The organism is Lutibacter maritimus, from assembly GCF_900116115.1.
Classification (GTDB): domain Bacteria; phylum Bacteroidota; class Bacteroidia; order Flavobacteriales; family Flavobacteriaceae; genus Lutibacter; species Lutibacter maritimus.
In genome coordinates, this window is record NZ_FOZP01000005.1 from 46529 (window position 1) to 66185 (window position 19657).

Genomic DNA, 19657 nt, shown 5'->3' on the forward strand with positions numbered 1-19657 from the left:
AAAGTGAGTACAAAGAAAAGAAAAGTATTATTTAAAAATATATCTTTGCCTCTCAACTTATAAACATTTGTGTTTTTTTACACAAGAAAATTAATTTACTATGAATTTTTTAAGAAATTTAATCGCATCAATATTTGGAACCCTTATTGCATTAGGAATTATCTTTATATTAATTGTTTTACTTGCCTCAGCAATTGGCGAAACAGATAAAATTAGCGTTAAAGAAAATACTGTTTTAGAAATTAAATTAGAAAAAACAGTGAAAGATTTTGCACCTAAAAGTGACAATCCTATTGATGAAATTTTAGGTTTAAATGATGATAAAATAGCATTAAACGAAATAATTAATGCTATAGAAAATGCTAAAGATGATGCTAATATTAAAGGAATTAGCATTAATACAATGGGGGTTGGAGCTGGAATTGCGCAGACACAAACCATTAGAAATAAATTAGAAGAATTTAAAGCATCTGGTAAGTTTATAAATGCGTATGCAGATGTTTACGATCAAAAATCATATTATTTAAGTTCGGTTGCTGATTCTATTTTTTTAAATCCTGCAGGTTCAGTTGATTTTAAAGGATTATCTTCAGAAGTACTTTTTTATAAAGATTTGGAAGATAAATCTGGAGTTACCATGGAAGTCATTCGTCATGGAAAATATAAAAGTGCAGTTGAACCTTTTTTATATAACGAAATGAGTGATGCTAATAGAGAACAAATAGCATCATTTTTAAATGCAATTTGGGGTGAAATTTTAGACGATGTAGCTAAAAGTAGAAATATAATTGTTGACGAATTAAATAATATTGCTGATAATTTATTAGGAAGAAATGCAGATTTAGCAGTGCAAAACAATTTAATTGATGCAGCCATTTATGCCGATGAATATGAAAGTAAATTAAAACAAGCTATTGGAGTTGCAACTGATGATAATTTAAATAAAATTTCTATTGAAGATTATATTTCTACAGGTAAAGGGAGAATATATTCGTCAGCTTCAAATAAAATTGCGGTTATTTATGCACAAGGAGAAATAATGTATGGCAAAGGCGATGAAACTTATATTGGACAAGATATGATAATTAAAGCTTTAAAAGCTGTAAGAAAATCTAAAGATATAAAAGCCATTGTTTTACGAATTAATTCGCCAGGAGGAAGCGCATTAGCATCTGAATTAATTTGGAGAGAAATTGAAATTACAAAAAAAACGCTACCAATTGTTGTGTCTATGGGTGATGTTGCGGCTTCCGGAGGTTATTATTTAGCTTGTAATGCAGACAAAATTATTGCTGAACCAACTACAATTACTGGGTCTATTGGTGTTTTTGGTGTTATTCCTAACATTAGTAAATTAGCGAGTAATATTGGTATTAATGCTGAGCAGGTAAGTACAAATAAAGGAGCTAATTATAGTATTTTTGAACCAATGAGTGAGGATTTTAGAGCGGTTACAACAGATGGAGTTGAACAAGTTTATAACACATTTTTAGATAGAGTTTCTAATGGTAGAAATATGAGTTTTAGCGCTGTTGATAGTATTGCGCAAGGTAGAGTTTGGAGTGGTGTTGAAGCTAAAAAAATTGGATTGGTTGATGATCTTGGAAATTTAGAAGATGCTATTGCAGCAGCAGCCGAATTAGCAGAAATTACTGATTATAAAATTAGAAACTACCCAGATTATAAATTGGACTTAGAAGATAGATTTAACGGATTTCCTTTTATGAAAACAAAAGAAAAACTATTAATTGAAGAATTTGGAGAAGAAAACTATAAAATATATAAAACTGTTAAAAGCTTTTCAAATTTAAAAGGAATTCAGGCAAGAATGCCGTATGTAATTGATATTCATTAATTAAAGAAATAAATTTCAATTTAGTTATAATTAACTTTAAAATAACACAATTTATATATTAAATTAACCTAAAACGTTTTCGTAAAAAGGTTATGTGTTAAAATAATACATAAACTAGAAAAATTTGATGTGTTTTAAACTCATAATCCGTCATATATTTGCAGTATAATAATTAAGGTTTAGAAAAAACGTATACATAATTATTACTATTATATATTTGGTTAACGTTAAAATGAGGCTCTCATAAGGCCTCATTTTATTTTTTATAACGTTTTTTAAACCAAAAAGCACTCATTAAAAATTATTTTTGAACCACTAATTGTTTCATTTCATTTCTATACTTCAGCGGGCTTTTTCCAGTAAACTTTTTAAATAGTTTATTAAAGTGAGAGAAGTTATTAAAGCCGCTTTCAAAACAAATGTCAGTAATGCTTGTTGGATTTTCAGCTAATAGTTTTGTGGCGTGTACAATTCTAAACTCATTTACAAATTGGGTAAAAGTTTTACCAGTAACTTTTTTAAAGTATCTGCAAAATGCCGGAACTGTCATACTTACTTTTTCAGCAATTTCATCTAAAGGAATAGATTGTTTAAAATTTTTGCTTACATGACCAAAAACAATATCAATCTTTTTATTGTCTTGTGGTTCAACTTCAAAAGCAAAACCATCAACATTTAATAATGAGTAATTATTTGTGGTTGCTAAATCTTTTAAAACATCTAAAAATTTAATAATTCTATCAATACCATCATATTGTAATAGTGCTTCAATTTTTGGTCCTATAACTTTTTTAGCTTCTATATTATAAATAATTCCTTTTTTAGCTCTGGCAAATAATGCTTTTACTTGTTGCATTTCTGGTATTTCTAAAAAGCTTTCTCCTAAAAAATCTTCTTTAAATTGAACAATAACTTCGGTTCCGTTTGTTGAAAAACGATCTGTAAAGCCACTGTGTGGTAAATTTGCACCAATTAAAATAAGTTGACTATTGTTGAAATATGAAAGATGACTACCTATATGTCTTTTTCCTTTAGCTTTATTAACATATACAAGCTCTAATTCAGGGTGAAAATGCCAAAAGGGTAAGTTTATTTCAATTTTTTCATTATGTTCCCTAACATTAAGTGAGCTTCCAAATGATGGATTAATTTTTCTAAATGCTGGTTTCGTTTTGTTCATATTTTTTTTGGTAAAAATAATAAATTGGTTTCAATCAACATATATAAAATTTACTCAAAAGTATATAAAATTAACCTAAAACGTTTTCGTAACTAATATTTATGTTAAAAAAGAACATAAAGATGAAAAATTTGAAGTGTAATTTTATCACTATTCACTTTACATTTGCAGTGTACTAATTAATAAAAATCAAAAATTATGAAAAATCTAATTAAAAAAAGTGTGTTAGGGTTACTGTTAGTTACTGCAACTTTAGCAAATGCAAATGTGAATTTTGAAAATATCAGAATCTTTACTGGAAATACAAAATCATTAAATCTTGAATTAAAAAATAATGATGGTGGTTTAGAAATATTTATTAAAGATATTTATGGAGTTGAACTTTATAAAGAGGAATTTAATGGAACTAAATTTTCTAAAAAGTTTGATTTAAACTTATTACCAGATGGTAATTATGTTGTTGAAATTGAAGGGCAAACAAAAATTAATTTATTACCATTTAAAGTTACAGGTTCAAAAGTTGAAGTTTTGGAAATGAAAAAGGAGATAATTTATAAACCAATTATTAGAATAGAAAATGATTTGGTTTTTGTATCAAAATTTTCTTTGAATAAAGAACAATTAAAAATTGCATTTTATGATGCCAATGATAATATTTTATTGGAAGAAAAATTAAGCAATGATATTATGCAAGGAAAAATAATTAATATTTCACAACTTTCTAAAGGTGAGTATAGGTTAGTAGCAAAAGACAGTAACAGAAGATATGTTCATCAAATTGTAAAATAAACATTTTATATTAATTCAATTAAGTTTAGTTTAGTTTAAAAAAGGCGCTATTTCTAGTGCCTTTTTTTATGATTTTATATAAGTAACAAAACTGTAATTGTAGTGGTTATTTTCATCTGCAGTAAAGTGTTCTCTAGCTACTTCTTTCCAAATATTTAAATCAATTTTTGGAAAAAAAGCATCAGCATCAAATGTTTGGTGCACAATTGTAAGATCTAATTTATCAGCAATATCAAGTGCTTGTTTATATATTTCTGCACCACCTAAAATATATGGATTTTCATCAACTTTAGCAGCTTCAATAGCTTCTTTTAATGAATGAACTACAATACAGCCTTCAACTTTGTAATTTTTGTTGCGTGTAATAATTATAGATGTTCTGTTTGGTAAGGGTTTTCCTAACGATTCAAAAGTTTTACGTCCCATAATTATATGGTGATTTAGTGTTATTTTTTTGAAACGTTTTAAATCGGCAGGTAAGTGCCAAATTAATTGATTGTCTTTTCCTAATGCGTTGTTTTCTGCAATGGCGGCAATAATTGTAATCATTCTTTGTTTAAACTGTTTTGTTGGTTCTCCTTTTTTTTTGATTCTATTAATTTTTGTTCTTCTTCAATTTTTTTAAGACTTTCTTTTTCTAGTTCGGCAATTTTTAATTTTTGTTTTTTCACTAATTTTTCTATTTGTTCTCGTTCCCAATTTCTATCCATAAATTTTTTTGTAACAAAAACATTTATAACGTGTAGTATAAATAAGAAAAACCATAAAATTATAGCCCAAACAAACCAATTTTCAATTAAGGTTTCTCCAACTTTAAAAATTTTATTTAAAATAATTAAAAAAACAGATCCTACTAAAAAGACGATAAAATGAAAATATAAACGTTTTTTTTGTTTTATTCGGTAGCGTGCATTTTCATACAATTCGTGTTGTTCAATATTTTGGCTCATAATTACATGTTTTTAACCCATTCTTTAATATAATCAGTAAAATCTTCGGTTTCTTTAAGCTGATCTTCTTGTGCTTTTTCAAATACAAAATTTAAAAATTTGGCAATATTTTTATCAGAAGTATTAAAAAGAATTTCAATAGATTTTAACATATTAATGTCATCTATTTCAAGAATTCTTTCAATTATTTTATTCTTTAGTTCAGGTGAATTCATAATTACTTTTTCTTTATAAATTTTAAAGTTATTAAATGTTTATCAAAAAAATTGATTCTAGAACTAATAATTTTTAAATTGAATTTAAACTGAAACGATTCCTTTAATATGTGGATGAGGATTATAGTTTTTTAATGTGAAATCTTCAAATTTAAAATCAAAAATATTTTTTACTGAAGGGTTAATTTCCATAATAGGTAATTCTCTTGGCTCACGTGAAAGTTGCAATTTAATTTGCTCACTGTGGTTGCTATAAATGTGTGCATCTCCAAAAGTATGAATAAAATCTCCAGGTTTTAAATCGCAAACTTGTGCCATCATCATTGTTAATAATGCGTAAGATGCAATGTTAAATGGTACACCTAAAAAAATATCAGCACTTCTTTGGTATAATTGACAAGACAATTTTCCGTCTGAAACATAAAATTGAAAAAAAGCGTGGCAAGGTGGTAAAGCAGCTTTACCGTTGGCAACATTTTCTGAAAATGAAACAGAAGTGTCTGGTAATACACTTGGATTCCAGGCGCTTACTAACATTCTTCTACTATCTGGATTGGTTTTAATAATGTTTATTACTTCAGTAATTTGGTCAATACCTTCACTGTTCCAGTTTCTCCATTGATGACCATAAACTGGACCTAAATCTCCATTTTCATTAGCCCAAGCATCCCAAATTTTAACACCATTTTCTGTTAAATATTTAATATTTGTATCGCCGTTTAAAAACCACAAGAGTTCGTAAATAATAGACTTTAAATGTAGTTTTTTTGTTGTTAACATTGGAAAACCTTCACTTAAATCAAAACGCATTTGATAGCCAAAAACACTTTTTGTTCCTGTTCCTGTTCTGTCTTCTTTCAAAGTTCCTTTTTCTTGTACGTGTTTAATTAAGTCTAAATATTGTTTCATGTTTAGTTTTAAGTTGAGATTAAACTATTAATTATTTGTTGGATAGTAGTTTAGCCAATAATCATTCCAGCAATTGTTGCTGATAAAAGCGATGCAATTGATCCTCCAATAAGTGCTTTCATTCCAAATTCTGATAGCGTTTTTCTTTGACTTGGAGCTAATGATCCAATTCCGCCAATTTGAATTCCAATAGAAGCAAAATTTGCAAAACCACACAACATATATGTTGCCATAATTACAGATTTATTGTAGGTAAAATGTGTAGCACTTGCAACGTTTTTTAATTCAGCTAATTGAATATAACCAACAAATTCACTGGCTGCTAATTTTACACCTAATAATTGACCCATTAGCATAATATCTTCTGTAGCTACACCAATTAACCACATTAATGGAGCGAAAATTGTTCCTAAAATAGATTCCAGCGTAAATTTTTGGTACGGTGTATTTGCGGCCATCCAATCGTTTAAATTGGTAACATCTCCAAACCAACCTAAAATTCCATTTAACATAGCAATTAAGGCTACAAAAACCAATAGCATTGCAGCTACATTTGCAGCTAATTTTAATCCTTCAGTTGTTCCGTTTGCAATGGCATCTAAAATATTAGATCCAATTTTATCTTGTGATACATTTACGTCAGTATTAATAGATTCTGTTTGAGGATATAGAATTTTTGAAATTACAATTGCGCCAGGCGCAGCCATAACAGAAGCAGCTAATAAATGTTTGGCAAATTGTAAACGTAAAACTGGATCGTTTCCACCTAAAAATCCTATGTATGCAGCTAAAACTCCACCAGCAACAGTTGCCATTCCGCCAATCATTACCAATAATATTTCGGAACGATTCATGCGTTCTAAATAAGCTTTAATCATTAAAGGCGCTTCCGTTTGTCCTAAAAATATATTACCTGCGACTGATAAACTTTCAGCACCTGATATATGTAGTAATTTTGTAAGTACCAAGGCCAAACCTTTTACAATAATTTGAATGATACCTAAATAAAATAATAAGGATGTTAATGCGGAAAAGAAAATAATGGTTGGTAGTATTTGAAAAACAAATATAAAACCAAATGAATCTCCGTTCATTAAATCTCCAAATAAAAAGATACTGCCAGCCGCAGTATAATCTAAAATATTTGTAAAAATACCACCAATAAATTCAAAAATAGCCTGTATAAAAGGGACTTTTAAGACCCCAATTCCAATTAATAATTGAGCCGATAAACCTGCGCCAACAGTTTTCCAGTTGATAGCTTTTCGGTTACTGCTAAAAATGTATGCAATTAGTAATAATGAAACCATTCCTAAAGCACCACGTAATAAAGAATTTAAAGAAAAACCTTGATTATCTATAATTGGTGTTTGTATTGTTTCTTTTGCATTAACGGTAATTATGGTGAAAAGGAATAGGGCAGATAAAGTAATCTTTTTTATCATATGTGAAACTTGTTATTTTGAAGTTCGTTTATTTATTTCGTCTCTGATTTTTGCAGCTAATTCATAATCTTCATTTAATACAGCTTGTTCTAATTTTTCGTTTAACTGTTTTAAAGTATCTTTTGAATAAGTTGCTTCTTTTTTAGGTTTTTCAATTAAATTTTCAATGGTTTTATCTTCTTTTTCAGGAGATAATTCATCTTTAATTTTTAAATAAATTCCTGCTTTGTCTAGAATGTTTTCATACGTAAAAATAGGTGCATTAAATCTTGTAGCTAAAGCTATGGCATCAGATGTTCTGGTATCAATAATTTCTTCAATATTATCGCGTTCACAAATTAGACTAGAGTAAAAAACACCGTCAACTAATTTATGAATGATAACTTGTTTAATAATGATATGAAATCTATCAGCAAAACTTTTAAAAAGATCGTGAGTTAGTGGTCTTGGAGGTTTTATTTCTTTTTCTAAAGCTATTGCAATTGATTGTGCTTCAAAAGCTCCAATAACAATTGGTAAGGTTCTGTTTCCTTCAACTTCACTTAAAACAAGTGCATATGCACCACTTTGCGTTTGACTATAAGATATACCTTTTATATTTAAACGAACTAAACTCATAAGTTAAATTTAACAAAAAAGGCTGTCTAATCAAAGGACTTGATGCCCAATTATTAGACAGCCTTTTTTAAGAGGCACAATTTAGTAAAATTTATGCGTTATTTGCTTTAAATTCTTTTAACTTTTCAACTAATTTAGGAACAACTTCAAAAGCATCACCTACAATTCCATAGTCTGCTGCTTTAAAAAATGGTGCTTCAGGATCAGTATTAATAACAACTTTTACTTTTGAAGAGTTGATACCTGCTAAATGCTGTATTGCTCCTGAAATTCCAATGGCAATATATAAATTTGCTGCAACTGGTTTTCCTGTTTGTCCAACATGTTCACTATGAGGTCTCCAGCCTAAATCTGAAACTGGTTTAGAGCAGGCAGTTGCCGCTCCTAAAACGCTTGCTAATTCTTCTATCATTCCCCAATTTTCAGGACCCTTTAAACCTCTTCCACCAGAAACTACAATATCTGCATCGGCAATAGTAACTTTTCCTGAAGTTTGTTCTACAGAAACGGATGTTAAATTGCTCTCAACAATTGCAGGAGAAAATTCTTCAACAACACCAGAAACTTCATTTTCAACTAATCCAAAAGAGTTTTTAGATAATGAAAGTACTTTTACATCAGTACTAATTTGGGTAAAATTAAATGCTTTGCTTGAAAATGCTTTTCTTTTTACTGTAAATGGTGAAACTGAACTTGGCGCTGCAACAACATTACTGGCGTAACCCGCATTTAAATTAATAGCTGCTATTGGTGCAACGTATAATCCGTTGGCGTTAGAATCAATAATCACTACTTTAGAATTTTCTTTTTCAACCGCTTGTTTTATAATGTTTGCAACAATTTTTGCATTAAACTTTAAACTTGCATTGTTAACATTTAGTACTTTTTCTGCACCATATTTATATAATAAAGTAGGTTCACTAGCATTGATAGCTAATACAACTACATTTGTTCCTAATTGTTCTGCAACTTTTTTTCCGTAAGATGTTACTTCAAAAGCTGATTTCTTAAATTTTCCTTCCGATGTTTCGGCAAAAACTAAAACTGACATATTTTTTTGATGTTTTGTATTAGACTTAAATTAAATTACTTTGGCTTCGTTGTGTAATAAACTAATTAGTTCATCTACATTATCAACAATTTTACAAGCAGATTTTGCTGCAGGTTTTTCAAAAGAAACACTAGAAGTTGAAGTTTCTTTTACAAAAGACTCCACAACGGTTAATTTTTTCTGACGTGCCATCATAATACCACGCATATTAGGGATTTTTAAATCTTTTTCTTCAACCAACCCTTTTTGTCCAGCAATTACTAAAGGTAGGTTTGCTGATAAAATTTCTTTACCTCCATCAATTTCTCTTTGAATAGTAGCTTTATCGCCCTCAATTTCTAATCCTACGCAAGCATTTACAAAACTATAGTCTAAAAGTCCAGCTAACATTCCAGGAACCATACCGCCATTATAATCTATAGATTCTTTTCCAGCTAAAATTAAATCATAAGCATTAGTTTTTACAACTTCAGCCAATTCTTTTGCTACAGCAAATCCATCGGTAGCTTCGGTATTAACTCTTATTGCATCATCAGCTCCAATCGCTAAGGCTTTTCTTAAAGTTGGTTCTGTAGTTGCATTTCCTACAGTAACAACTGTTACTGTTGCTCCTTGTTTTTCTTTAAACCACATTGCTCTTGTTAAAGCAAATTCATCGTACGGATTTATAACAAATTGCACGCCGTTGCTATCAAATTTTGAATCATTTTCTGTAAAATTAATTTTTGATGTAGTGTCTGGCACGTGACTAATACAAACTAATATTTTCATTTTATTATATTTTTGAGTATTTAATTTAAAATTAGTAGTTATTTATTGATATTTTTACGAATGTACTACTTTTTTTTAAAAATATTATGCACGCATAGTAAAATTTTATAAAACGTAATTTTTTTGATAGTAAAATAAGAATTGTTTACTTTTGCAAACTGTAAATATTTATATAAAATGAAGACTATACAATTTAGAGAAGCCATTTGCGAAGCAATGAGCGAAGAAATGAGAAGAGATGAATCTATCTTTTTAATTGGTGAAGAAGTTGCTGAATATAATGGTGCATATAAAGCATCTAAAGGAATGCTTGATGAATTTGGGCCAAAACGTGTTATTGATTCTCCAATTGCAGAGCTAGGCTTTACAGGTATTGCTGTAGGATCTGCAATGAATGGTAACCGACCAATTGTTGAATTTATGACGTTCAACTTCTCTTTGGTAGGGATTGATCAAATTATAAATAATGCAGCTAAAATCAGACAAATGTCTGGTGGGCAATTAAATTGTCCTATTGTTTTTAGAGGGCCAACTGGTTCTGCAGGTCAATTAGGGGCAACGCACTCTCAAGCTTTTGAAAACTGGTTTGCAAATACACCAGGCTTAAAAGTTATTGTGCCATCAAACCCATATGATGCAAAAGGATTATTAAAAGCAGCCATTAGAGATGATGATCCAGTAATTTTTATGGAATCTGAACAAATGTATGGAGATAAAGGTGAAGTGCCAGAAGGAGAATATATTGTGCCAATTGGTGTGGCAGATGTTAAAAGAGTTGGTACAGATGTAACAATTGTATCCTTTGGTAAAATTATAAAAGAAGCCTATGCTGCTGCTGAAATTTTAGAAAAAGAAGGAATTTCTGTTGAAATTTTAGATATGCGTACTGTTAGACCAATGGATTTTGAAGCTATTTTTACATCAGTAAAAAAAACAAACAGATTGGTTATTTTAGAAGAAGCTTGGCCGTTTGCTAGTGTTTCTTCAGAAATCACATTCCAAGTTCAAGAAAATGTATTTGATTATTTAGATGCTCCAATAAGAAGAATTACAACTGCAGATACACCTGCACCATATTCTCCAGTTTTATTGGAAGAGTGGTTACCAAACTTTAACGATGTTGTTAAAGCGGTTAAAGATGTGATGTACATAAAATAATTGGTATAAAATTTGCGTTATAAATTCCTTTCAGGTTTTTCCTGAAAGGTTTTTTTATTATGAGAAATAAGTTAAAAAGTATTTTTATTTTAATTGTACTGTTTTGTATAAACAGTTACGGTCAAGTAAAAATTAGCGGAGTAGTAGTTGATGAACAAAATCAGTCAATCCCTTTTGCAAACATTGTGTTTGGGGGTTCAACTATAGGAACAGTTTCTGATGAGAACGGAAAATTTTATTTAGAATCTGATAATAATTATACTCAAATAGAAGTTTCTTTTTTAGGGTTTCAAAACAAAAAACTACCAATAAAAAGCAGAGATTTTAACTTAACAATAGTATTAGTTGAAGAAGCGGCTCAACTTGGTGAAGTTTTTATTTATGCCGGAAAGGTTAAGAAAAAAGGAAATCCTGCAATTGCCATTTTAGAAAAAGTTTGGGCAAGAAAACGTCAAAATGGAATTTATTTATTCGACCAATATCAATATGAAAAGTATGAAAAACTTGAATTTGATATGAATAATGTAGATAGCACCTTTATGAAGAAAAAGCTTTTTAAAGGAATGGAATTCATTTTTGAAGAAATTGATACTTCTAATATTACTGGAAAAGCCTTTTTACCAATATTTATAAACGAATCTGTTTACAATTCTTATGGAAGAAATAAAGGTGGGAAAAAACTTCGTGAAGATTTAATTGCCAATAAAAACTCTGGCTTTAACTCAAACCAAAACGTAATTGCATTTATTAAAGATTTATATGTAGAATACAATGTGTATGATAGTTATATTAAAATTTTTGATAAAAGCTTTGTAAGCCCAATTTCAAAAACTGCAGGAGTTTCAACCTATAATTATGTGTTGTCAGACAGTGCTTTTATTGATAATAAATGGTGTTATAATATAATTTATTACCCAAGAAGAAAAGGAGAATTAACTTTTAAAGGAGATTTTTGGGTAAATGATACCACTTTTGCTATTAAAGATATTAATATGAAAGTGAATAAAAGTGCCAATATTAACTGGGTAAAAGATATTTATATTGAACAAGAATTTGATGTTTTAAATGACTCTATATTTTTATTGAAACGAGATTATATGATGTCCGATTTCAGTATCAATAAAAAAGAAAAATCAAAAGGTTTGTACGGAAAACGTACAACTATGTATAAAAATTATGAGTTTAATAAACCAAAAGAAGATAATTTTTATGCCAAAGAAAGCAATATTTACGAAGAAAGTATTTATAATAAAACCAATGATTATTGGAGTTTAAACAGGCAAGAGAAATTAAACGAAAATGAATTAGGCATTTATAAAATGCTAGATACTTTAACAACCGTTCCAAAATTTAAACGATTGTATAATTTGGTTTCCATTTTAGGTTCGGGTTATATTGAATTTAATAATTTTGATTACGGACCAATTTTTTCAACGTTCGGAAAAAATGATGTTGAAGGTTGGCGAATTAGAGTAGGAGGAAGAACCTTTTTAGGAGGGAATGAACCTTGGCGATTGCAAGCATATACAGCCTATGGTTTAAAAGATAATCAATTTAAATATGGTGTTTCAGGAAAATGGATGTTAGAGCCAAAAAGCAGATTAACTATTGGAGCAGGAAACCGTAGAGATATTGAACAAATTGGTGTTAGTTTAACTACAACTAATGATGTTTTAGGAAGAAGTTTTGCATCATCCTCATTATTTTCTTCAGGAGATAATAGTAAATTAACTTCCATAAATTTATCCAATGTATTTATGTCTGTGGAACCTAAACAAAATTTAGAATTAAGGTTAGGTGCATCATATAGAACTTTAAAATCTGCATCACCAGATACATTTAATTTAGATTATTGGGTTGATGAAGCGCAGACTATTAAAAAGTCTGATGTAGTTCAAAGTGAAATTGATTTTTCAATAAAATATACGCCCAACAGAAAAACAATTGGGTATGGCGTTGAAAGAAATGAAGTTTCAAGCACATATTCAACATTGTTTTTAAACTATTCTCGCGGAATTAAAGGCGTTATTGATAGTGATTTTAATTATGAAAAAATTCAGTTTTATTACAAACAACCTATTTTAATTGGTGGTTTTGGTAGAATGTTTACAACTTTTGAAGTTGGTAAAACGTTTGGTGAAGCACCATTAGGATTGTTAAATGTTGTGCCTGGAAATCAATCATATTTTACCATTGATAACACGTATTCTTTATTAGATTATTATGAATTTGTTACAGATACTTACGCATCTATCCATGTAGAACATAGTTTTAATGGTCGGTTTTTATCAAGAATTCCATTATTAAGAAAATTAAATTTACGAGAAATTGTAGGTGTAAAAAGTGTTTGGGGAGAAATTTCCGATAAAAACAGGGCTTTAAACGCATCAAATATTAATTACCTAGCCCCAAATAAACCATACATAGAATATAATGTTGGTATTGGAAATATTTTTAAAGTTTTTAGATTAGATTTTAGCTGGAGAGGAAATTATAGAGATGTTCCTAATGCAAATAACTTTGCTATAAAAGGCGCGTTTGGATTCCATTTTTAAAAATCAACCAAAATTACAATAATTACATAATGAATTTTGTATTTTTGCTAAAATTAAAAACAAGAAAATGAGTACGAAAACTAAAAAAAACAATGTAACTTTTGATGTATTAATTGAAATACCAAAAGGTAGTAGAAATAAATATGAGTACGATTTTGTTTTACACAAAATCCGTTTCGATAGAATGTTGTTTTCATCCATGATGTATCCTGGAGATTATGGTTTTATTCCTGAAACTCTTGCATTAGATAAAGATCCATTAGATGTTTTGGTTTTAGGTAGTGAACCAACATTTCCAATGTGTGTTATGGAAGTTAAGCCAATAGGTGTTTTCCATATGACAGATGAAAAAGGGCCAGATGAAAAAATTATTTGTGTACCAATATCAGATCCTGTTTGGAATCAATTAAATGATATTGCAGATATGAATCCACATCAAGTAAAGGAAATTGAACATTTCTTTCAAGTATATAAAGATTTAGAAGAAAAGAAAGTAGATGTTGGCGGTTGGGGAAATGTCAATGAAGCTATTGAATTGGTTAAAACAGCAGTAGAACGTTACGATTTAAGCGAACATAAAAAGAAAAGAACTTTTACTATATAGTATTAGTAATATATTATAGAATTTATTAAACCATCTTTAAAAATTAAAGGTGGTTTTTTTTATCACCCTTTTTTTTCTACATTTAGCCAACCAAAAAAATTATAATTAAAACAATCTTAACAATTTTCAAATGGAATTATTAGTGAATTATTTACCCTTATTTGGGGTTTTAGCGCTCATATTTGTTTTTTTAAAAAACAACTGGGTTTCTAAACAAGATGTAGGGAATGAAAAAATGGCGCGTATTGCAAAAAATATTGCAGATGGTGCTATGTCTTTTTTAAAAGCTGAATACAAAATTTTAGCAATTTTCGTTGTAGCTGTTTCAATATTACTATATTTAAAAGGAACGTATGATGTAGGTTCTCACGGTATGGTTGCCGTTTCATTTATAGTTGGAGCAATTTGTTCAGCTTTGGCTGGTTTTATAGGAATGCGCGTAGCAACTAAAGCCAATGTTAGAACCACACAAGCTGCAAGAACTTCATTAGGAAAAGCACTAGAAGTTGCTTTTGCAGGAGGCTCTGTTATGGGACTAGGAGTTGTCGGTCTAGGTGTTTTAGGATTGAGTAGTTTATTTATGCTTTATCAATATCTATGGCCAGGAGCTGAAAATATTCCAACAGTACTAAACGTACTTTCTGGTTTTTCGTTAGGCGCATCATCAATTGCATTGTTTGCACGTGTTGGTGGTGGTATTTATACAAAAGCTGCCGATGTTGGTGCCGATTTAGTTGGTAAAGTTGAAGCGGGTATACCTGAAGATCATCCTTTAAATCCTGCAACTATTGCAGATAATGTTGGAGATAATGTTGGAGATGTTGCTGGTATGGGAGCAGATTTATTTGAATCGTATGTAGGTTCAATTATTGGTACAATGGTATTAGGAGCATTAATTATTACTCCAAATTTTAATGGCTTAGGGGCTGTTTATTTACCTTTAGTACTTGCTGCTGTTGGAATTGTAATGTCTATTATAGGAACTTTATTTGTTAGAGTTAAAGATGGTGGAAGTCCTCATAAAGCATTAAATTTAGGTGAATTTGGTTCAGGTTCATTAATGATAATAGCCTCTTATTTTATAATTACAGCAATGATTCCTGAGACAGTTGAAGGATTACCTTCAGGAGCAATGGGAGTATTTTTTGCAACGCTTGCTGGATTAATTGCAGGTTTTGGAGTTGGAAAAATAACAGAATATTATACAGGAACAGGAACTAAACCAGTAACTTCAATAGTAAAACAATCTGAAACAGGATCAGCTACTAATATTATTGCAGGTTTAGGAGTTGGTATGATGTCAACAGCAATTCCAATAGTAATAATAGCTATAGCAATTATGGTTTCTCATCATTTTGCAGGACTTTATGGAATTGCTATTGCTGCTGTGGGTATGTTAGCAAATACAGGTATTCAATTGGCTGTTGATGCTTATGGGCCAATTTCAGATAATGCTGGAGGTATTGCTGAAATGGCAGAATTACCAAAAGAAGTGCGTGAGCGTACAGATAAATTAGATGCTGTTGGAAATACAACTGCAGCTATTGGAAAAGGATTTGCAATTGCTTCTGCTGCTTTAACAGCATTGGCTTTATTTGCTGCATTTATGAAAACAGCCAATGTAACTTCAATTGATGTTTCAAAGCCCGATATTATGGCTGGTTTATTAATAGGAGGTATGTTACCTTTTGTATTTTCTGCCTTATCTATGAATGCAGTTGGAAGAGCTGCCATGGCAATGATTGAAGAGGTTCGTCGTCAATTTAGAGATATTCCTCAACTAACGGCAGCTTTAAAAGTAATGCGTAAATATGATTCAGATATGTCAAAAGCAACTGATGAAGATAGAAAAATATTTGATGCTGCAGATGGTTATGCTGATTACAGTAAATGTGTTGAAATTTCTACACATGCATCAATTAAAGAAATGATTTTTCCAGGTTTATTAGCTTTAATTGTACCAGTAGTTGTTGGTTTTGGAGGTAAATTTATTGGAATTGGAGGTCCTCAAATGTTAGGTGGTTTATTGGCAGGTGTAACAACATCGGGAGTGTTAATGGCAATTTTTCAATCTAACGCTGGTGGAGCTTGGGATAATGCTAAAAAAATGATTGAAGAGCAAGGTAGAAAAGGTACGGATGCTCATAAAGCGGCTGTAGTTGGAGATACTGTTGGTGATCCGTTTAAAGATACTTCAGGACCATCGTTAAATATTTTATTAAAATTAATGTCGGTTGTAGCTTTAGTAATTGCGCCAAGTATTGCTTTAGAAAAAACGGATATTGATGAATATAGTAAAGAAAAAGTTGCTACAGAAGTTGTTACAAATCAAATTTCAAAAGCAGTAAATGTTGAAATGAAAACAAATGAAGATGGAACTGTAACTGCAACGGTAATTACTGAAACTACTGAAAATGGCGAAACAGTTATTGAAGAGAAAGTTTTTACAGGAACAGAAACTGAAGTAAGAGCACAAATTGATGCTTTAAAAAATGTAGAAGCTAAAACTGATGCTAAAAAAATTATAGTAAAAGAGGTTATTGAAGGAAATCAATAAAAAACCTTTACACATAAAAAAAGCCCACTAATTAGTGGGCTTTTTTATGCTTTTTTGCTAAAATAATCCGTTTATTTGGGCATCTATTTTATCAATAATTTTACCTAAATCCTCTTGATTTTCAACAAAATCTAAATTGTCAACTTCAATAATTAATAAATTACCTTTATCATATTTAGTAATCCAAGCTTCGTAGCGTTCATTTAATCTGCTTAAATAATCAATACTTATAGAGTTTTCATAATCTCTTCCTCTTTTATGAATTTGGCCAACTAAGGTAGAAATTGAGGCTCTTAAATAAATAAGTAAATCTGGTGGTGAAACCAATCGTTCCATTAATTCAAATAAAGATTCGTAATTTGTGTAATCTCTATTTGGCATTAAACCCATTGCATGTAAGTTTGGTGCAAAAATTCGGGCATCTTCATAAATAGTTCTATCTTGAATAATATTTTTACCACTTTCTCTGATTTCTAATATTTGGCGAAAGCGACTATTTAAAAAATATACTTGTAAATTAAATGACCAACGCTCCATTTCACTATAAAAGTCATCTAAATATGGATTACCTTCAACAGATTCATAATGTGGTTCCCATTTGTAATGTTTGGCTAAAAGTTTGGTTAAGGTGGTTTTACCTGCTCCAATATTGCCGGCAATAGCTACGTGCATATTTTAGATTTTAGTGATAATGAAAACGCTAAAATACTTATTTTTTTTGTGAATTAGCAATACAATTTTAACGGATTAATAAATCAGTTTGTATCCGAATCCTCGCACGTTTATAATTTGTATAGCAGGATCGCTTTTTAATTTTTTTCGAAGTTTAGTTATAAACACATCCATACTGCGTGCATTAAAAAAGTCGTCATCACCCCATAATTTTTTTAGTATAAAAGAACGCTCTAATACTTGATTTTTATTTTTTATTAAATAATAAAGTAAGTTAGCTTCTCTGTGCGTTAAATTTTCGGTGGTGTTATGGAAAGTTAATGTTTGTTTTTTTAAATTAAAAACATATTCGCCCAATGGAATAATTTCAGAAGATATTTCATTTTGACCGCGTTTTAACAAGGCATTAATACGTACAATTAACTCTTCCATGCTAAAAGGTTTCTTTAAATAATCATTACCGCCAAGATTAAAACCTTGAACTACATCTTCAGTTTGAGATTTAGCCGTTAAAAATATAATTGGAATAGTTGGATTTTCTTGCCGTATTTCTTTGGCTAATGTAAATCCATCTTTTTTTGGCATCATTACATCTAAAACAAGTAATAATGGATTTTCTTGTTTGTAAACTTTATAGGCTTCTTCACCATTTACACATAACAATACTTCAAAGTTTCGAGTTTCTAAACTTTCTTTAATAATTTGCCCCAATGAAGGTTCATCTTCGGCCAATAATATTTTTACAGTATTACTCATTTGGTAGTGTTATTTTAAATAGCGTATTATTATTTTTATCGTAAACTATTTGTACTTCACCGTTGTGTTTTTCAATTATTTTTTTGGTATAATATAAACCAATTCCAAAACCTTTTACATTGTGGGTATTACCAGTTGATATTCTGTAAAATTGTTCAAAAACTTTATCTTTTTGAGCTTTATGAATACCGTTACCATTATCTTTAATAAAAATGAAACATTTATTTTTTAACGTTTCCAATTCAACGGTAATTGTATTTCCACCATATTTAATTGCGTTATCAATTATATTTCCAATAGCATTTTCAAAATGAAAAACATCTAAATTTAAAACTAAATTTGTAGTGTTATTTACAAATTTGAAAGTTTTTTCATTATTTATTAATTTATATTTTTCAATAGTAGTTTCTATAATTTTAGTAACGTTGGTTGGCTCTTTTGTGAGCGTAAGTGATTCATGATTTAAAGCTGCTGTTTCTAAAATTTTTTCAACCATTAAGTTAAGCTTTCCAACTTGAGAATTTGCCATTCCAATATATTTCTCAGATTTTGTTTTATCATTTAAAGCATTAAAGTTTTTTAAAGCTTCTAATGCTGTTGATATAGTTGCAATTGGCGTTTTAAATTCGTGAGTAATATTGTTAATTAAATCGTTTTTCACTTCTGCCAATTGCTTTTGTTTGTAAATGGTTTTTAACAAATAAATTAGACTGGCGATAATACTTGCTGAAAGTAATAATGAAAGTAGAATGCTTATAAATGAGTTTCTTAGTAAAAGGGTGGTTTCATTTGTAAACAACAATTCTAAATTACTATGATGTGGTAAAAAAGTTGATTTTGAAGCTGTTATAAGGTGCTTTTTCGGAAAATGTTCTAAATTATAACCCGACGTTTTTTCAATTAAACTATCTTCAAAAACACGTTGTTTGTAAGTATACTTTAAAGCATAACTAACCTCAATTTTATTACGGTTAAACTCTTTGCTTATATAAGAATCGAGTTTACTTAAATTTAAAGTGTCTCTTGTGATAGAAATAAATACTTTTGAAATTAGACTGTCAATATTTTTAGGAATTGCACTTCTGTTATAGGTTACAAACGGAAAAGATCCATCATTTGGGCTTTTTATTAAAAGTGGTTTTTTATTTTCTTGTTTCGCAATATTTTGCAATGTGCTATCCACTTTTTTTCTTAAATCCCAACGCGAACTGTTTTTTACAACAATAGTGTCGGTAATTTCTTTTGATTTTCCAGCCTCTGTAGAGGTGTACGTTATAATACCAGACTTTGTTAAATTGGCAAAATAAGCTTCAACAGAATTGTCTAAACTAAGTTGTACTTTACTTATTAAATTTTGTTTATTTATTTCATATTCTCTGTAATTCCAATACACTTGCACCATAATTGTAATAATTATAGTGAGTGCAATAAAAAACACAACCAATTTATAATTTCCCTTATTCATATATCAAAGTTAAGTACATAATTTGTATTATTCTAACTGGTTAACAATAGTTAACACTCTTTAACTGATTGGTGTTGTTTTACATAATATATTTGTATTGAAAATAA

18 protein-coding genes are annotated in these 19657 nt (G+C 29.5%); 6 read left to right on the top strand and 12 right to left on the bottom strand.

The window, feature by feature from the left end; translation table 11 throughout:
• The first annotated feature begins 100 nt into the window (after nucleotides 1-100).
• The gene (sppA, locus tag BM335_RS08995) at nucleotides 101-1855 is read left to right on the top strand and encodes a signal peptide peptidase SppA (protein WP_090225707.1); all 1755 of its coding nucleotides are present in this window, start codon (nucleotides 101-103) and stop codon (nucleotides 1853-1855) included.
• 301 nt (nucleotides 1856-2156) lie between these two features.
• On the opposite strand, the gene BM335_RS09000 is transcribed toward sppA, so the two are convergent.
• Nucleotides 2157-3035, bottom strand: a complete 879-nt coding sequence (locus tag BM335_RS09000) for an AraC family transcriptional regulator (protein WP_090225710.1) — start codon at nucleotides 3033-3035, stop codon at nucleotides 2157-2159.
• Nucleotides 3036-3233: 198 nt separating this feature from the next.
• On the opposite strand from BM335_RS09000, the gene BM335_RS09005 reads away from it, so the two are divergent.
• A complete protein-coding gene (locus tag BM335_RS09005; RefSeq protein WP_090225712.1) occupies nucleotides 3234-3824 on the top strand; it encodes a hypothetical protein in 591 nt (196 codons plus the stop codon).
• Nucleotides 3825-3890: 66 nt separating this feature from the next.
• On the opposite strand, the gene BM335_RS09010 is transcribed toward BM335_RS09005, so the two are convergent.
• The 8 genes from BM335_RS09010 to BM335_RS09045 all read right to left on the bottom strand — a co-directional run bounded on the left by BM335_RS09010 (nucleotide 3891) and on the right by BM335_RS09045 (nucleotide 9783).
• Nucleotides 3891-4373, bottom strand: coding sequence for a dihydrofolate reductase (locus BM335_RS09010; protein ID WP_090225715.1), 483 nt, complete (start codon nucleotides 4371-4373; stop codon nucleotides 3891-3893).
• Nucleotides 4370-4774 carry a 2TM domain-containing protein gene (locus BM335_RS09015; protein WP_090225717.1) on the bottom strand — a complete coding sequence of 135 codons (405 nt, stop codon included), beginning with the start codon at nucleotides 4772-4774 and terminating at the stop codon, nucleotides 4370-4372. The genes BM335_RS09010 and BM335_RS09015 overlap by 4 nt, the downstream gene beginning before the upstream one ends.
• Nucleotides 4775-4776: 2 nt before the next feature.
• A complete protein-coding gene (locus BM335_RS09020) occupies nucleotides 4777-4989 on the bottom strand; it encodes a hypothetical protein (protein WP_090225719.1) in 213 nt (70 codons plus the stop codon).
• 84 nt (nucleotides 4990-5073) lie between these two features.
• Entirely contained in the window at nucleotides 5074-5898 is an 825-nt protein-coding gene (locus BM335_RS09025; RefSeq protein ID WP_090225721.1) for a thymidylate synthase, read from the bottom strand.
• Nucleotides 5899-5948: 50 nt separating this feature from the next.
• Entirely contained in the window at nucleotides 5949-7343 is a 1395-nt protein-coding gene (locus tag BM335_RS09030; protein ID WP_090225724.1) for a NupC/NupG family nucleoside CNT transporter, read from the bottom strand.
• A 12-nt stretch (nucleotides 7344-7355) separates the two neighbouring features.
• Nucleotides 7356-7961: a bifunctional nuclease family protein gene (locus BM335_RS09035; protein ID WP_090225728.1), complete on the bottom strand. Its 606-nt coding sequence runs from the start codon at nucleotides 7959-7961 to the stop codon at nucleotides 7356-7358.
• Nucleotides 7962-8052: 91 nt separating this feature from the next.
• Nucleotides 8053-9012 (bottom strand): electron transfer flavoprotein subunit alpha/FixB family protein, encoded by a 960-nt coding sequence (locus BM335_RS09040; protein ID WP_090225732.1) that lies wholly within the window; start codon nucleotides 9010-9012, stop codon nucleotides 8053-8055.
• A gap of 30 nt (nucleotides 9013-9042) precedes the next feature.
• Entirely contained in the window at nucleotides 9043-9783 is a 741-nt protein-coding gene (locus tag BM335_RS09045; protein WP_090225734.1) for an electron transfer flavoprotein subunit beta/FixA family protein, read from the bottom strand.
• 177 nt (nucleotides 9784-9960) lie between these two features.
• On the opposite strand from BM335_RS09045, the gene BM335_RS09050 reads away from it, so the two are divergent.
• From BM335_RS09050 to BM335_RS09065, 4 genes are all read left to right on the top strand, one after another.
• Nucleotides 9961-10941: a pyruvate dehydrogenase complex E1 component subunit beta gene (locus BM335_RS09050; RefSeq protein WP_090225737.1), complete on the top strand. Its 981-nt coding sequence runs from the start codon at nucleotides 9961-9963 to the stop codon at nucleotides 10939-10941.
• A gap of 59 nt (nucleotides 10942-11000) precedes the next feature.
• Nucleotides 11001-13496, top strand: coding sequence for a DUF5686 family protein (locus BM335_RS09055; RefSeq protein ID WP_090225739.1), 2496 nt, complete (start codon nucleotides 11001-11003; stop codon nucleotides 13494-13496).
• Nucleotides 13497-13563: 67 nt separating this feature from the next.
• The gene (locus BM335_RS09060) at nucleotides 13564-14100 is read left to right on the top strand and encodes an inorganic diphosphatase (RefSeq protein ID WP_090225742.1); all 537 of its coding nucleotides are present in this window, start codon (nucleotides 13564-13566) and stop codon (nucleotides 14098-14100) included.
• A 130-nt stretch (nucleotides 14101-14230) separates the two neighbouring features.
• The gene (locus tag BM335_RS09065) at nucleotides 14231-16657 is read left to right on the top strand and encodes a sodium-translocating pyrophosphatase (RefSeq protein ID WP_090225745.1); all 2427 of its coding nucleotides are present in this window, start codon (nucleotides 14231-14233) and stop codon (nucleotides 16655-16657) included.
• Nucleotides 16658-16714: 57 nt separating this feature from the next.
• On the opposite strand, the gene BM335_RS09070 is transcribed toward BM335_RS09065, so the two are convergent.
• The 3 genes from BM335_RS09070 to BM335_RS09080 form a co-directional block, all read right to left on the bottom strand.
• Nucleotides 16715-17329, bottom strand: coding sequence for a deoxynucleoside kinase (locus BM335_RS09070; RefSeq protein WP_090225747.1), 615 nt, complete (start codon nucleotides 17327-17329; stop codon nucleotides 16715-16717).
• 75 nt (nucleotides 17330-17404) lie between these two features.
• The gene (locus BM335_RS09075; RefSeq protein ID WP_090225750.1) at nucleotides 17405-18085 is read right to left on the bottom strand and encodes a response regulator transcription factor; all 681 of its coding nucleotides are present in this window, start codon (nucleotides 18083-18085) and stop codon (nucleotides 17405-17407) included.
• Entirely contained in the window at nucleotides 18078-19550 is a 1473-nt protein-coding gene (locus tag BM335_RS09080; RefSeq protein ID WP_090225755.1) for a sensor histidine kinase, read from the bottom strand. The genes BM335_RS09075 and BM335_RS09080 overlap by 8 nt, the downstream gene beginning before the upstream one ends.
• Nucleotides 19551-19657: the final 107 nt, after the last annotated feature.